Below are 15,151 nucleotides of genomic sequence, written 5' to 3'. Positions count from 1 at the left end.
TGATTAATAGAATTTTTGGTATCTTTTCTATATCAATAATACTAAATTTATTTTGGCAATAAAAAAAATGTGTATAAAAATTAGATTACTTCTTTTGAGGTAATGAACTCAATAGTAATTTGATAAAACCATCCATCGATTTATCCTCAATCCATCTGACCACTGCCACCAAATCATTTTCCTGATCAACATAAATAGCATTCGTACCATTTCCTAAATGTGCAAAAGCGGTGGCTGGAGCTGATGGATACAGCTTCTTGTCAGTATTAAGGTAGTAATTCATGAATCCATAACCCGTATTCGCGGGGGTAGGTGTTATTGCTTTTTGAATCCAGTCTTCTGATAAGATTTGCTTGCCATTCCAGTTTCCTTTACGTAATGTCAATAGACCTAATCTGCCCATATCATACGCATTAATAAACATGCCTCCTCCAAAATGCCCACCTCCACTCACCGATTGAATCATTTTACCATCCACGACAATCCATGCATTTTTATATCCCGTCCACGCCCACGTATTCGAAGCGCCTATCGGATTCATCACGTTTTCTCTCAATACTTCGGGTAAGGGTTTACGCCAAACCAAGCTCGCAGCCAAAGCAAGTGCATTCACTCGCGTATCATTGTATTTAAAAACAGTACCCGGTTCGAATCTTTTACGCGTCGTCCATTCCGCGGATTTATCCGAGGGACGGTCCGCCCAATCCGGCTTTCCCCAAAGCACCCCTTCCCAATCACTCGTTTGTCTCAATAAATGATCCCATGTGATTTTTCGGTTATGCTCCGTCTCAAATGGATAAATGAAGGACTTTTTAGTAATCGGATTTTCGTTTGCTAGCACCTCTGCGGTCGCAACCTCCACAGGTGGCAAATAAGTATACACTTTATCATCCAACGAGCTAATTAATCCTTTTTCGTAGGCGAGACCCACCACAGAAGAAACCAGACTTTTTGTTACACTATGTGTCATCTCTACTGCCGAAGGATTCCCCCACTCTGCAATGATATAGCCTTTATAAATAATAATCCCCGCCACAGGACCTCGATCAGCCATCGGCCCGATGGGATCAGAAAAGGGTTCTTTCCCAAATTGCATCGCCTGCGAAAGCCACAAATTCCTTGGCTGCGTGGTTTCATGCGCCATGGCAAAATTTACGGCCTCCTTAATTTTATTGGTATCGATTGAAAAAAATGCAGGAGACTTATGTTCCCAATTTTTAGTAGATGGATAATAGATTCCTTTCTGGGCAGTGGCATTCCACGTGGTAATCGCCAATAAAACAAATAGGTATTTTTTCATAGGGGCTACTTCTGCATATTATACAATAGCGTTTGAATCTTATATTCCTCCCCTACTTTAACCAATATAAACGCATCGACACCTTTGTGAGTAAACTTCCCGTTTAGGTAAAATTCATAGGGAACCCAAGCGGTAGCGATTTCATGATCGATGAGAATAGGTCCCCAAGAAAGTACGCGTTCGTCCATATCGCCTGGTTTTCTACTCATCACATTTTGCATAAAATTAGCAATGGGTACCTCTCGAACGATATTCCCCTCCGGTCTGACCTGGCTGATATGCAATAGCGCTTTTTCTGTAAAACAAGACTTTAGAGCCACAGAATCCACGGATTTCATAGCAGAAAAGGTCTTTAAAATAACCGATTTGATTTGATCTTCGTCTTTGTTGATTTGATTTTGGCCAAATAAAAATAGAGGAATAAGTACGAATAAAGCTACAAAGTATATTTTCATGTGCGTTAAATAAATAATTATTTAAAGATATTATAAAATAATTTACATTTGATATGAGATAACCTAATGATCGCCTTAAATCAGTTTAAACCATGAAAGCATTAATTATTTCCTGGATAGTAGTATTAGTGAACTTTTATACATTATCAGTTGATACAACTATTGATTTCGAATTAAATAAAGCCTATTTCGCATTTAGAAATAATATTATTTATTTTAAAGGCAAACCTGTAAATGGTACAGTTGAAACACATTACAGAGACGGAAAAATTAAATCAAAAAATAGATTTATCAATGGAATCGCCAATGGACTAAATGAAAATTATTATTCAAATGGAAAATTAGAAGATAAAACTGCTTACAAAAATGGATACAAAAACGGAATATATGAGAGCTATTTTTCAAATGGCAAAATTTCGATTCGAAAATATTTTAAGAATGGTATTCAAGAAGGCTTGTATGAAAGTTTTTATAATACAGGCCAACTAAGTAAAAAGAAAATTTTCAAAAATGGCAAAGAAATTGAATTTACTGAATATGATGAAAAAGGAACTTTAAAAATAAAAGAGTCGATTAAAGATGGATTTATTTATTATGAATCTTATGTAGATGGCGTTAATTTGCTTAAGAAAGGAAAATACAATAAGGATCGTAGAGAAGAGGGGAAATGGGAAATTTACTATGGAGGGGAATTTTGGGATGATGAGACCGGGGATCAATTAAGCTTTCTTAAAGAAGCAATAGGTAAATTAGCTAGAATTGAAAATTATTCCAGCGGGTATCTAGATGGACCACGTATTACTTATCATCCTAATGGCAAAATTTCGAAAATAGAAACCTATTTACATGATGAATCTGAAAGAATAGATTCAGTGGTGGGAATAAAAGAATTGTTCGATATAAATGGTAAAATAACAGAAAGATCAACATATGATAATACAGGAAGTCGTGTAAAATTTGAAGTATTCAAAAATTAAATAACAAGAAATTTAAACATTTTAAAAATATGAAAAAGCTAGTAAGTATTCTCTTCTTTTGTACCATTTCAATCTCTGTTTTTTCACAGGATGCAAGCGCCATTGAAAAGTATAAAAACCTAGGAAATGAGCCCAAATTCTACGAATTAGTTGACGCTTGCGCTAACACTAATAAGACAGATGGGTGTTGGAAACTAGGATTAAATTGGGATTCATCCGAGTCTGATTATTCCATCGTGGGAAGCTCAAAAATGCACTTCTATTATGTTCCTACGGCTATATCAAAATGCGATAAATTAGCCTTTTACGAATTATCACCCAATCCCAAAACTGGAATTTGGTCATTTAAAGATAAAAATATCTCCATTTCTGTAAAAATGCGGTCAGATGAATCAGCTTTTGGTCAACAACTTAGTGAAGTTCGCTTGACAAATTTGGCTGGAGAAACTTGTTTTGGACCTAAAACATTCTTGAAGAAATTTTAAAAGATAGCATATACCTCATCTAAAACCTTTGCCAAATTGTAATCTTTCTGAGTTACGCTATTCCCCGCATCGTGGGTAGTTAGCTCAACGTGAACGCGATTATAAGTATTCGTCCAAGTAGGGTGGTGATCCGATTCGGAAATAAAGGGAACGGCGTTTTGCATGAATTGCATGGCCTCTTCGAATGTCTTAAATTCGAAGGTTTTGATAAGCGTATTATTTTCTTCTTTCCAGTTGTTCATTTTATTAAATTTCAAATAGGCAAGTTCTTGCCTTTTCGATTGAAAACATAGTCAATTTTTAGAACGCTATTTTTTTAGTTGGATCAATTTTAAGCCAAAGTAAACCGCCACAAATAACAACAACGCCAATGATACGAACGGGAATATCCCAGCTGCCCGTTGCTGTTAAAATATAGCCAAAAGCAATGGACATAATGGTTGATCCTAATTGGCCGGCCATCCCCATGGCCCCTGCCACAGCACCTGAATTTTGACCACCAATATCAGCTGATGTTGCCCAAGAAACCGGCAAGGTAAAGTCCTTAAAAGCTAGACCAAAAGCTAAAATTACGATGGACACCATCGGGTCTGCGATAAAAGTGGAACTTAGCATGCAACAGCCTGACATCACTAATCCAAACATTCCCACCGAACGTCTACCCCATTTCAGACCCTTTTTACGTGCAATGAAATCGGATAAAAAGCCGCCGCTGAAACAACCAATAGTTCCTAAAATAAAGGGCAAAGATGCCAGGAATGCGATGTGTGCATCATCCACCCCTTTGCCATTCTTTAAATATTTAGGCATCCAAGAAAGATAAAAATAGGCTCCATAAAGTAAGCAATGGTACATGCTCATTAATGCCCAAACATTAGGCGTTTTAATGATCTTCAAAAATACCTGAAGATTGTTTTGGGGACTTTTGATTTCACGACCTAATTCAATGTGCGCTAATTCTGATTCTTTAATACCAGGCATGTCTTTAGGTTCGTTTTGGAACCATAAAACCCAAAAAATAGCCCAAATAATTCCTACTACTCCAAAAATATAAAACACATAACGCCATCCCCAAATAGACATGATATAAATCGAAAGGAATGGTGCTAAGGCAGCACCGATGCGGCTAGCTATCCAAATAAAAGACTGGGCTCGACCCGCTTCCTGCTTCGGAAACCACCTCGCAACAACGATAGTTGCGTTAGGATACGCTCCAGCTTCACCTAATCCGAATAAAAATCGGATGATAAATAACATGGTAAATGAATAGGAAAATCCCGTCAGAATGGTGAAAACTGACCAGGAAAGTACAATTCGAAATAAGACGGATTTAGGACCTTTAAAATCCCCCCAAAGACCCACGGGTATCTCAAATATTCCATAGGCAAAGGCGAAGGACCCCATGATCCAGCCAAATTCTTTTTCACTTAATTGAAGGTCCTGAGTTATTTGACTTCCCGTTATCGAAATGGAAGTTCTATCTAAATAGGTAATGATGGAAAATAACGCTAGTACAAAAAGTACCCAAAATCTCTTGTGCATTACAGATACATATTTCTACTATAATAGTATATAAATATTTCTGAAAAACATAAAATATAGACTCCTAATTGACTAGCCAATATTAGTCTTCAGAGTAGTGAGACTTCCGTACATCCAAATCCTATTCATTAATCATCCTTCTTCACGATCGGATATACAAATGCCGCCCGTGTTGGACCAGGAAATGGCACATGACTTCCTTTTAATCCATGCCATAAAACTAAATTAAAGGCCACGTCATTGTTCGTATCTTCTTTGTCAAAATTAAATAACTCTGATCTGCGTTGCCACTCATTTCGCGCCACATTTATGCCTCCTAAATCTATTTTAGGAATGATGGCTTTAAAATCAATCGGTTTAGCAACTGAATCAAAAGAACGCCACATCGGCATAGCTGCAGCGTCGTATTGCGACATCGGATTTAAACCCAAAATCAATTCCATCGTACGCAACATCGAACTAGTTGTATAGGCGGTATGATCTATAAAATTACGTTTTACAAAGCCTCCGGCTACATAAGCCGTGCTGCGATGGGCATCGACATGATCCGCCCCGTTTTGGGCATCATCCTCAATTATAAACACAACCGATTCATTCCAAATAGGACTATTAGCTAAAGTTTCAATTAATTGCCCCACCGCTAAATCATTATCCGCTACGTGTGCATACGGTGTGGGTCTACCTAAACGCAAGCCTTCCGTATGGTCATTCCCTAAACGAATAGAATTAAATTGCGGAACCCGATTTTCCTTTACCATCTCCTGAAATTCCGTTTTCCAAATACGTAAACGCGTCGTATCCATAATCGCTAAACTATAGCTCGGGAAAGTCGGATGAAAATGTTTATCGAGAGACGCAATAGCCGGCTTATTTCCCGTCATAAACTCGCCATAAGTCCGGTAGCTCACCCCATAGCGATTACACATATCCCAAATATATCCGCTCTTATTCATCACCACATTCTTTTCTGGCTCGCCATAAATTCCTCCTCCTTTTCCACCATAACTAGTAGGCCAGCTTTTTTCCATAAAGTCCGTGGAATAGGCTCCCATAGTCCAGTGATGCCCGTCCGCACTTACCTCAGAATCTACATAGAAGTTATCTAGCAGCACAAATTTCTCTGATATAGCGTGCTGATTAGGAGTATATTTTCTACCAAAAAGTAATAAAGTCGTATCTCCATTTCCTCCCTTAATATCCGACAAAACCTGGTCATACGTCCGGTTTTCTTTAATCACATAAAACACATATTTGATGGGGGATTTTTCACCTACCTTCATCGGGATAGGAAAACCTGGAGCGTCTTTATCAGCTAATTCTGCCTTAGCAGGATTATAGGCCGCATTGCGATAAACGGCTTTCGAATACCCCGCCATATCCGCTGCACTAGGCGAAGGAATAATACTCATCGTCCCTTTGAACAAAGAACCGATGTATTGCACTTCTTTAGGCGCATTCATATCGCCCTGGTGCAAATTCACTTCCTCCCCATTTTTTACCGGACGAGGGCCATAAGGATTTGCATAGGACGTATTCCCCTTACCGTTCGTCACCCAAATTTTACCCTCAATAAATTTCACATTCGTAGGAAACCAACCCACCGGTATAAAGCCCATCGGTTTACTCGATCCCGTCACCGAAACATCGTAAACAGCTAAACAATTATTATCCGCATTCGCCACATACAATCTTTTATTCAAGGGGTCGATTGCTAAACCATTCGTGGTAGATCCAGAAGGTGAATTCGGGTATAATGCCACGTCTAAGGTTTCAATCACTTTTTTCGTCAGTAGATTAACTACAGATACCGAATTATCATTCGCATTACATACATATAGGAGTTTGCCGTTTGTGGAAAGCAACATCTCATTCGGGTTATCCCCTACTTTCACCGGCGATTTCCAGGTATTATTTTCTAGATTAAAGACAAGCACCTGGTCACAACCCCAGCAAGAAATATATAATTCTTTAGCGTCCTGACTCAAAATACTCATATACGCCTCCGCGTCTAATCCAAATTGTTTCTCAATCTTTTGCGATTTAGCATCAATAATATACAGCGTCCGGTTATCGCGGGTCACCACATAGATTTTTTGACGTTTCTCATCAAAGGTGATACCTGCAGGTCCCACGCGATTAGGCCAAACTGCGCCTAACACAATTTCATCCTTCTTAACTAACTTATTAGCCTTGATTTCAAAGCGGATGATCTTATTATCGTTGCCCCCAGCTGCATAAATAAATTGGTCGTCTGGGCTAAAGCTAAGTCCATACCAAGCTTTGGGAATAATCACGGTATCAATCAATTTTTCAGTTTTCACATCGACTAACATGATGCTGTGCGCACTTACCCCATTATTCGTTACCGCCACATATTTCTTATTATGGCTCACCGCCATATTTAAGGGCAAATCTCCTAAAGAGAAGGACTTCCCAGCCGGACTTAACTTCCAACCATTAGGCAGAGAAACAACAGGGGACATTTTCTGGGCAGAAACGCAGAAAAGCGTTCCCACAATGAAACTGAGTAGATAAATAAATCGCATAGCTATAGGTTATTTTTAGAGTAGCAAAATACGCATTTTACCCATTCTCTAAATGAAGAAATGATTAAATTTAAGTAGATCGGGGTATTATTTATGCCTAAACCAACAGTCTATGCGGTCGTTTTCATAGGATTTGAAAACTGTATTAACGGGAATTCCGTGGTGTAAATTCGTATTAAAGCGTGTTCTTGCTAGGTAATTAAAGGCGCCCATGTCGCCAGTATAAGCCGTTTTATTGTTGAGATTATAACTTTCATGCAAGGCACATAATTGCTGCAAAAAGTCCATAAAAAGTGGATAGGCACCGCCAAAAACTCCGCAATTCAGTAGCGACTCTGAGGCAAAACGCTTCTCGTATTCAGCGTAATCCTGAATTTGCGCTCTTAGATGCTCCGAATGATCCCGCATCCAGTCATTGTCCAGAGTTTTAGGTTCGTCACCACAAAAAAGGGAGTTCGGATTATCTATAAAAAAGGTATCGTTAAAAGGGTTTTTCACCAATATAACATCCGAAACATCCGTCACAAAAACACCTTGAATGGGTTCCGTGCATTGCGCTACATAATCACGGTAAACGAAATAGCGAAACACATTCGGATTAAAAGTTGGATTATAGTCGATTCGAACGAAAGAAACGTATTCGTTTTCAAAACGCGCACAGGTTTCATCGGAAAAATTATTGTGAAACAGGATACCTCGAAGCTTTGCCGCCGCGATAGATTCTGCCCAATCCTTAACCAAGTCATAGGAATCATCCGGCAAGGTCGTACTTCGATTTACATCATAAACGCCCGTAATATGGCAGGCAAGAACAAGTTGAAGCGGCGCCATTAATTTGCGATTAAAGCGATTTGCTTTTTCAATACGGCGCAGGTGCTATTGGGATTATTTCGGTAATAGATATAGGATCTTTTGAACACCTTCTTTGTCCTAAAAAGCGTCTCAGCTCTTTCATAGAAGGCTGAATCAGCCGAGAATCCACCTTTGAAGTCGATACTTTTGAATACTTTTTGATGGCCAAATAAGGTCCCAAAAAGAACTGCATCATCCAAATGAATCGGCTTACTTAAATCATTTTTATCAGGAACATAATAATCCTCTACCGAATCCACCACGGTCTCCGCAGTAGAACATATCAAATCTGTATTTTCCATTTCTAGCAGACATGAGCTCAAATGAAAGGGTTTATACTCATCATCACTATCCAAAATAGTGATAAATTCTCCTGAACTAATCAACACACCCCGATTAATAGATTCCGCTTGACCGCGATTACGATGCCGGATGTAGACGATTTTCTCTTCGTGCGCTTCCACGTATTCTAACAGGGCTTTGCGGTCATTCCCCTTGCTACCATCATCAATGATAATCAATTCGAAATCCTGAAAATCTTGCTTTAAAACCGAATCAATGGCTCTTTTAGTTAATTGAAAGTCTGTATTATAGACTGCCATTAACACCGAAATTTTTACTTTTTTGGACATGAGTCGCTACTAAATACGCACCAATATAGGCTTTAACGGAGGCAAATTTAGTCAATTAATACTAAATACATTTTATAGAATTATTATCATTCATTTAACTAGCTGCCTAAGTCTTTTTACTTAGGAATGAACTTTGATTAATAGAATATAACTGATAATTTCAATAAAATCCTTAGACTATGAAATTACTACTCTTACTCCTCATCCCCTGCGCCATCTTCGCGCAAGAAATCCACTTCAAATCCATTTTAGTAGATACCCATAATGATTGTTTGACGGCATGCATTGAGAAAAAGGTCTCTCTTGATAAAGATTTGACAGGAATTAATCACTCAGACCTAGCTCGCTTTAAAAAGGGAGGCGTTGATTACCAATTATTTTCAGTTTGGTGTGATGGGGAGAAAGCTCAGCCTTATGCCTGGGCGATGCGGGAAATGGATAGTTTGTATGCGGTGGCAGCCAGGAATCCAGATAAAATAGTAATCGCTAAATCATGGAAAGACATCCAGCGTGCCTTGAAGGAACATAAATTAGTGGCTCAGTTTGGGGTTGAGGGTGGTCACATGATCGAAGGAGATTTACACCATTTAGAAACTTTTTACAATCGGGGAGTTCGGTATATGACACTTACATGGAACAATTCGCCAGGCTGGGCGAGTTCACATGCAGATGAAAAGAATCCTGAATTTAAAGGAAAGAGGGGGCTTACGGATTTTGGCAAAACAGTCGTACAAAAAATGAATCAACTAGGCATGATCGTAGATGTCTCGCATGTAGGTGAGGCGACGTTTTGGGATGCTATCAATACCACAACTAAACCTGTGATCGCGTCTCATAGTAATGCCTATAGTATTTGCCCTGTATCTAGAAACCTAAAAGATGATCAAATTATAGCCATAGGTAAAAATGGTGGTGTGATTCATTTAAACTTTTTCTCCGGATTTGTGGATGTTGATTTTTTCCAAAAAGATGCAGCCTTCCGTAAAAATCATGCCGCTGAGATCGATTCATTGATAGCCTCAGGCATGCAAACTGAATATGCGTTTACGGTGATTTCGGATAAATACCCACAGGAAAGCGATGCAATCAAACCTGACTTAGAACAATTGATGAAACACTTCGATCACATCGTGAAATTAATCGGAGTAGATCACGTGGGCTTAGGATCAGATTTTGATGGAATAAATTCAGCTCCTAAACAACTAAAAACGGTTTTAGACTATCCCCTATTTACACAGGCTTTAATCGCGCGCGGATATTCCGATAAGGAAGTCAGCAAAGTATTAGGAGGGAATTTTTTACGGGTATACAAATCAAATAATCCGAAATGATACTTTTACCGTTAAATAAATTGCTTTTAGAAATCTTATTTTGAAAAGTATTAATACCTAATTTGCTTTCATTAACAAATAAAACCAAAATGAAAAAAAGATGTCCAGTCACTTTAAAGGTGATTGGAAAAGGAGAAAATTAAAAAAGAAAATCATGTTAAAAACATTGCTCATCTCTTCGCTTGTCTGCCTGAACTTTTATTCATGGGCTAAGACGGATACACTTCGAATCGCCGCTGTGGGTGATATTATGATGGGGTCAGGATTCCCTACTCCATTGCTTCCAGCAGATGATGCTAAGGGTAGTTTCAAGGCTGTATTAAGTCCACTTAGGGGCGCTGATTTAACCTTTGGTAATCTTGAAGGAGTATTATTAGACGAAGGGCATAGCAATAAATGTAAAGGTGGTAGTTCATGCTATGCTTTTAGAATGCCAGAACGTTATGTAAACCATTTAACGGATGCAGGATTCGACGTAATGAGTGTCGCTAATAACCACTCAGGTGACTTTGATGACAGAGGTAGAGTTCAAACGGCAAAAACTTTAAAAGAGGCCGGTTTGCTTTTTGCTGGTTTCAAAACACATCCATACACCTATTTTACTAAAAATGGGGTCAAGTATGGTATTTGCGCCTTTGCGCCTAATAATGGAACCGTTTCATTTCATGATTGGGTATTTGCGAGAAAACTAATATCAGAATTAAAAAAACAGGTAGACATCGTCGTGGTTTCATTTCATGGGGGCGGCGAAGGGGCTAAATACCAACATATTACCAGATCTAATGAATTCTTTATAGGCGAAAATAGAGGTAATCCATACGCTTTTGCGCGCATGGCTATAGATGCTGGAGCAGATGTCATATTAGGAAGTGGACCACACGTAACCAGAGCCGTAGATTTATACAAAAATCGATTTATCGCTTACAGTCTTGGTAATTTCTGCACATATGGGCAATTTAATTTGAATGGGCCTAATGGTGTGGCGCCACTTTTAGAACTAAACATCAATAAGAATGGTGAATTCATTTCTGCCAAAATCACCTCCATCAAACAAGAAAAAAACAAACACATGTCTGTGGATCCATCTGGAAGAGCTTTTCAAATACTAAAAGAATTAACTCAGACAGATATTCCGGAGGCTGAATTAGCTTTTACGAGCGATGGGAGAATCGTGAGAAAATAGCAAACCAATAAAAAAAGCCGCTCATAAAAGCGGCTTTTTTAGTAAGAAAACTAAAATTAACATCCTCCACCCCATTCGACTTTCACTCCATCTTTTGTTTCAGAATACTTAACTTCAACTTCGTCAGGTCCTAAACAACCACCCATGTTTTTGCAAAGACGGTTGACTAATCTCTTTGCTTCATTAGCCTTTAAATGGGGGATAAAAAGTTCAAATGATTGGTATTCATATCCAGAGGTTACCTTGTATTGAACCCCATTTTTATAAACCGTATTAGTCGTAGCCATTGCTTCTTCAGGGCTTTTAGTCCCATCTTCATTGTTATTGATGGTATTGCTTCTCAGTTCCTCAAATTGCTTAACCCAGTCTCCGACATCATTCATTTTTGCATTGGAATATTTTAGCAGAACTTGTTTCTGCTCTTCCAAAAGTTGTTCCGGACTAGGCGCTGCAATCTGAACGGTGTCCGCTGCTTTTACTAGCGAATCGGATTTAGTCGTATCAGTTTTGCTCTCATTACCACAAGAAAAACAGAAGGTTCCAATGATTGCGAGTAGAAATGAAGTTTTAACAAGTTTTTTCATAGATTTAGAAATTAAATTGAATCCCAATTTATTCAAAAAAATTATACTATTTGATTATATTAATTGCACTATTTATTTAACGGTATTAAAAAACGATGAACAAACTTCTACTCATAGCCCTATCCATTTTCAGTCTTTCAGCTTGCACGAAAAGCTCGGAAACGGTTTCTAACTACTTCAGCTATCCGGACAGCCTAGAGGCTGGAGGTGTAAAAATGATTCCAATTCAGACGTCTTCGGGAACCTTTAAGGTGTGGACGAAGCGCTTTGGGACTAATCCAAAAATTAAAATTTTATTATTGCACGGTGGTCCTGCGATGACGCACGAGTACATGGAATGTTTTGAGACTTTCTTCCAAAGAGAGGGCTTCGAATTCTACGAATACGATCAACTGGGCTCCTATTACAGTGATCAACCGACGGATTCCACTTTGTGGAAAACGGAACGATTTGTGGAAGAGGTGGAGCAAGTTCGCAAAGCGATAGGCGCAGATTCGACTAACTTTTACATCATCGGAAACTCTTGGGGAGGCATTTTAGGCATGGAATATGCCTTGAAATACCAGAAAAATATGAAAGGACTTTTAATTTCTAATATGGTGGCGAGTGCACCGGAATATGGAAAATATGCGGAAGAGGTTTTAGCGAGACAGATGGATCCTAAAGTGCTAGCAGAAGTGAGAGACATCGAGGCGAAAAAGGATTTCAATAATCCCCGCTACATGGAACTTTTGATTCCCAACTTTTACCATGAACATATTTGTCGCTTAAAAGAATGGCCTGATGCCTTGAATCGTACCTTTAAGCACGGAAACAGCTCCATTTATGTCCGAATGCAGGGACCAAGTGAATTTGGGATTAGCGGACTTTTGGAAAAATGGGATATCAAAAATCGCTTAAAAGAGATCTCCGTTCCTACCCTGATGATCGGTGCAAAATACGACACGATGGATCCGAAAGCGATGGAAGAACAAAGTAAAATGGTTCAAAATGGCTCCTACTTATACTGCCCTAACGGCAGCCACTTAGCGATGTGGGATGACCAAAAAATCTATATGAACGGGGTTATTTCGTTCATTAAAAAGGTGAATGGAGAATAAAATAACTTCCTATGAAACTACTTGTCCTGTTACTCGGCCTTTCGACTTTTATAAACGCACAAAAATCAGCCCTGTTGAAAGACGCGGTGAAATTCCCCTTGGGAGCCTCTGTTAATCCTCGATTAATGACCGAAAATGAGGCGTACAGAAATATTGCAAAAAATGAATTGACCGGAATGACAGCGGAGAATCACATGAAAATGATGCTGATTCATCCAGCAACTGACCGTTTTGATTTCGTGAAAGGAGATGAAATTGTTGCATTTGCAGCGGCGACAGGCAAACGAATGCATGGGCACACCCTGGTTTGGCATAATCAGGTTCCACAATGGATGAAGGATTTTCAAGGGGATCAAAAAGCCTGGGAAGAATTACTGAAAAATCATATTCAAACGGTGGTCAGTCATTATAAAGGCAAAATCGTCGGATGGGATGTGGTAAATGAATCATTTTTAGATGATGGGAGTCTGCGACCCTCTTTATGGGCAGATCATATTCCCGATTATATCGCGAAAAGTTTCCAATGGGCCCACGAGTCAGATCCGGATGCAATCCTCTTTTACAATGATTATGGTCAAGATGGTAAACCAAAGAAGATGAAAGCCATACTTGACCTCGTTGCGGAGCTAAAGCGTCGTGGGATTCCTATCCATGGGTTAGGATTGCAAATGCATATTAATGTGGATTCCAAGCGAAATGAGCTACAAGAAGTCCTAGATAAATCCGTAGCAACGGGCTTAAAAATTCACCTTTCAGAGCTAGACATCGCCGTAAATCCGAAGAATAATCCAGACTTTGTGTATGAGGAAAAAGCAGCCAAAGCACAATCTGAGTTATTTAACTATATCTTCAAATCCTACACTAGGATACCTGCTGCTCAGCAATATGGGATCACTTTTTGGAATATCTCAGACAAGGACTCCTGGTTGCGCGGTTATTTCAAGAGACCTAAAGAATACCCTCTTTTGTTTGATGAGAATTATAGTAAAAAACCAGCCTATACCGAGCTTACAAAGTCTTCAAATAACCTAAACTAAGCGGCACCTGCGCTTTTGAATTCGAATTTTCGTCCTCTAAGTAATAATATTTAATGGCGCTTTTACGAGCTTGTTTAAGAATGGCTTTAACGTTTATTTGACCACTACCTAGCGGCACATCATTTTCAGGAGAAGTTTTCACATCGAGACCAACCGGCACGCCCTTTTTCAAATCCTTCACGTGCATGAGCTTAAATCTAGCAGGATACTTCTTCAGATAGGCCAGCGGATCTTGACCAAATTGATGCACCCAAAGGATGTCTAACTCAAAGGAAACGTATTTCGGGTTCGTGTTTTGGATCAAATAATCATACAATGTCCCCTTCTCATGAGGCGTAAAATCATAGCCATGGTTATGGTAACTGAATTCGAGACCATTTTCTTTTAAAATTTTACCCACTCGATTGAAATCTTTAATGGCTGCATCTGCCTGCTGAACGGTAAATTCTCCTTTGTGTGGAATCATTCCCACCCGCACAAACTCCACACCCAGTGTCTTCGCATCTTCAATTACCTTCTCCGTTTTATTCGTCAAAGCATCGTAATAAACGCCGTAACTCGTACAAACCATTCCACGAGCATCTAATAAAGCTCTCATTTCCGTTGCCGTTTTACCGAACAGATTAGAAAACTCGATATTCCGAATTCCCATCTCTTTAATATAGTCCAAAGTCCCCGCGACATCCTTACTGAAGTCATTGCGAAAAGTAAACGATACCACTCCTGGGGTGTCTTTTAAGACTTTGCTGAAGGGCTTTTGAGCGAAATTTGTCTGAGAAAGCAGTAAAAACGCTAAAAAACTTAACTTTTTCATATTCAAAGGTTTAGAATTTAAGAGACAATTTACCTAATTTGAACAAAAAACAGACGCTATGCAAAATAAAACACGGTGGATTATTCAAGCCACCTCAGGCCTTATTCTAACTGGGAGCGGACTTTCACTAGCTATAGACGCAGGCATTACAAAATTTCAGGGAGGTGACTGGTTCTTTTACGGGACGGGGGCATTAATTATATTCCAAGCCGGGCTTTGTTTAGTGATCGATGCATCCCGATTTAGATAATTGAAACAAATTGGCTAGTTTAAGGTTTGAATTTTTACACTAATTTATTTCTATTCTTATATT

Annotated in this window: 16 protein-coding genes; 7 read left to right on the top strand and 9 right to left on the bottom strand. The window is 39.0% G+C overall.

What is annotated here, in order from left to right; translation table 11 throughout:
* Positions 1 to 85 precede the first annotated feature (85 nt).
* Positions 86 to 1,300, bottom strand: coding sequence for a serine hydrolase domain-containing protein (locus tag ACST14_RS07415; RefSeq protein ID WP_459462147.1), 1,215 nt, complete (start codon positions 1,298 to 1,300; stop codon positions 86 to 88).
* A 5-nt stretch (positions 1,301 to 1,305) separates the two neighbouring features.
* Entirely contained in the window at positions 1,306 to 1,755 is a 450-nt protein-coding gene (locus ACST14_RS07410; RefSeq protein ID WP_459462146.1) for a hypothetical protein, read from the bottom strand.
* Between the two features lie 92 nt (positions 1,756 to 1,847).
* On the opposite strand from ACST14_RS07410, the gene ACST14_RS07405 reads away from it, so the two are divergent.
* Both ACST14_RS07405 and ACST14_RS07400 read left to right on the top strand, forming a co-directional pair.
* A complete protein-coding gene (locus ACST14_RS07405) occupies positions 1,848 to 2,732 on the top strand; it encodes a toxin-antitoxin system YwqK family antitoxin (protein WP_459462144.1) in 885 nt (294 codons plus the stop codon).
* A gap of 29 nt (positions 2,733 to 2,761) precedes the next feature.
* Positions 2,762 to 3,217, top strand: a complete 456-nt coding sequence (locus tag ACST14_RS07400; protein ID WP_459462142.1) for a hypothetical protein — start codon at positions 2,762 to 2,764, stop codon at positions 3,215 to 3,217.
* Here ACST14_RS07400 and ACST14_RS07395 read toward each other — a convergent pair.
* The 5 genes from ACST14_RS07395 to ACST14_RS07375 all read right to left on the bottom strand — a co-directional run bounded on the left by ACST14_RS07395 (position 3,214) and on the right by ACST14_RS07375 (position 8,759).
* On the bottom strand, positions 3,214 to 3,459 hold the full coding sequence (locus ACST14_RS07395; protein WP_459462140.1) for a 4a-hydroxytetrahydrobiopterin dehydratase: 246 nt from the start codon (positions 3,457 to 3,459) through the stop codon (positions 3,214 to 3,216). The genes ACST14_RS07400 and ACST14_RS07395 overlap by 4 nt on opposite strands.
* 58 nt (positions 3,460 to 3,517) lie before the next feature.
* On the bottom strand, positions 3,518 to 4,759 hold the full coding sequence (locus ACST14_RS07390; protein WP_459462138.1) for an MFS transporter: 1,242 nt from the start codon (positions 4,757 to 4,759) through the stop codon (positions 3,518 to 3,520).
* A 128-nt stretch (positions 4,760 to 4,887) separates the two neighbouring features.
* Positions 4,888 to 7,305, bottom strand: a complete 2,418-nt coding sequence (locus ACST14_RS07385) for a bifunctional YncE family protein/alkaline phosphatase family protein (protein ID WP_459462136.1) — start codon at positions 7,303 to 7,305, stop codon at positions 4,888 to 4,890.
* An 87-nt stretch (positions 7,306 to 7,392) separates the two neighbouring features.
* Positions 7,393 to 8,136, bottom strand: coding sequence for a hypothetical protein (locus tag ACST14_RS07380; RefSeq protein ID WP_459462134.1), 744 nt, complete (start codon positions 8,134 to 8,136; stop codon positions 7,393 to 7,395).
* A complete protein-coding gene (locus ACST14_RS07375; protein ID WP_459462132.1) occupies positions 8,136 to 8,759 on the bottom strand; it encodes a glycosyltransferase family 2 protein in 624 nt (207 codons plus the stop codon). Before ACST14_RS07375 ends, ACST14_RS07380 begins: the two co-directional genes overlap by 1 nt.
* 209 nt (positions 8,760 to 8,968) lie before the next feature.
* Here ACST14_RS07375 and ACST14_RS07370 point away from each other — a divergent pair, with 209 nt between their 5' ends.
* Both ACST14_RS07370 and ACST14_RS07365 read left to right on the top strand, forming a co-directional pair.
* Positions 8,969 to 10,120, top strand: a complete 1,152-nt coding sequence (locus ACST14_RS07370; protein ID WP_459462130.1) for a dipeptidase — start codon at positions 8,969 to 8,971, stop codon at positions 10,118 to 10,120.
* Between the two features lie 154 nt (positions 10,121 to 10,274).
* Positions 10,275 to 11,303, top strand: coding sequence for a CapA family protein (locus ACST14_RS07365; protein WP_459462128.1), 1,029 nt, complete (start codon positions 10,275 to 10,277; stop codon positions 11,301 to 11,303).
* 56 nt (positions 11,304 to 11,359) lie between these two features.
* Here the strand turns inward: ACST14_RS07365 and ACST14_RS07360 are convergent, their stop codons facing one another.
* Entirely contained in the window at positions 11,360 to 11,887 is a 528-nt protein-coding gene (locus ACST14_RS07360; protein ID WP_459462126.1) for a hypothetical protein, read from the bottom strand.
* Positions 11,888 to 11,982: 95 nt separating this feature from the next.
* Here ACST14_RS07360 and ACST14_RS07355 point away from each other — a divergent pair, with 95 nt between their 5' ends.
* Together ACST14_RS07355 and ACST14_RS07350 are read left to right on the top strand one after the other, a co-directional pair.
* Positions 11,983 to 12,987: a proline iminopeptidase-family hydrolase gene (locus ACST14_RS07355; RefSeq protein ID WP_459462124.1), complete on the top strand. Its 1,005-nt coding sequence runs from the start codon at positions 11,983 to 11,985 to the stop codon at positions 12,985 to 12,987.
* A gap of 11 nt (positions 12,988 to 12,998) precedes the next feature.
* Positions 12,999 to 14,024, top strand: a complete 1,026-nt coding sequence (locus tag ACST14_RS07350) for an endo-1,4-beta-xylanase (protein WP_459462122.1) — start codon at positions 12,999 to 13,001, stop codon at positions 14,022 to 14,024.
* Here the strand turns inward: ACST14_RS07350 and ACST14_RS07345 are convergent.
* Positions 13,996 to 14,838, bottom strand: coding sequence for a sugar phosphate isomerase/epimerase family protein (locus ACST14_RS07345; RefSeq protein ID WP_459462120.1), 843 nt, complete (start codon positions 14,836 to 14,838; stop codon positions 13,996 to 13,998). The two genes, ACST14_RS07350 and ACST14_RS07345, sit on opposite strands and share 29 nt — an antisense overlap.
* A 58-nt stretch (positions 14,839 to 14,896) precedes the next feature.
* Between ACST14_RS07345 and ACST14_RS07340 the strand changes: the two genes are divergently transcribed.
* Entirely contained in the window at positions 14,897 to 15,088 is a 192-nt protein-coding gene (locus ACST14_RS07340) for a hypothetical protein (protein WP_459462118.1), read from the top strand.
* Positions 15,089 to 15,151 lie beyond the last annotated feature (63 nt).

This window comes from Aquirufa sp. A-Brett2-15D, assembly GCF_054558735.1.
The sequence above is the reverse complement of the archived record's forward strand: the minus strand, read 5'-3'. Positions and strand labels throughout refer to the sequence as shown.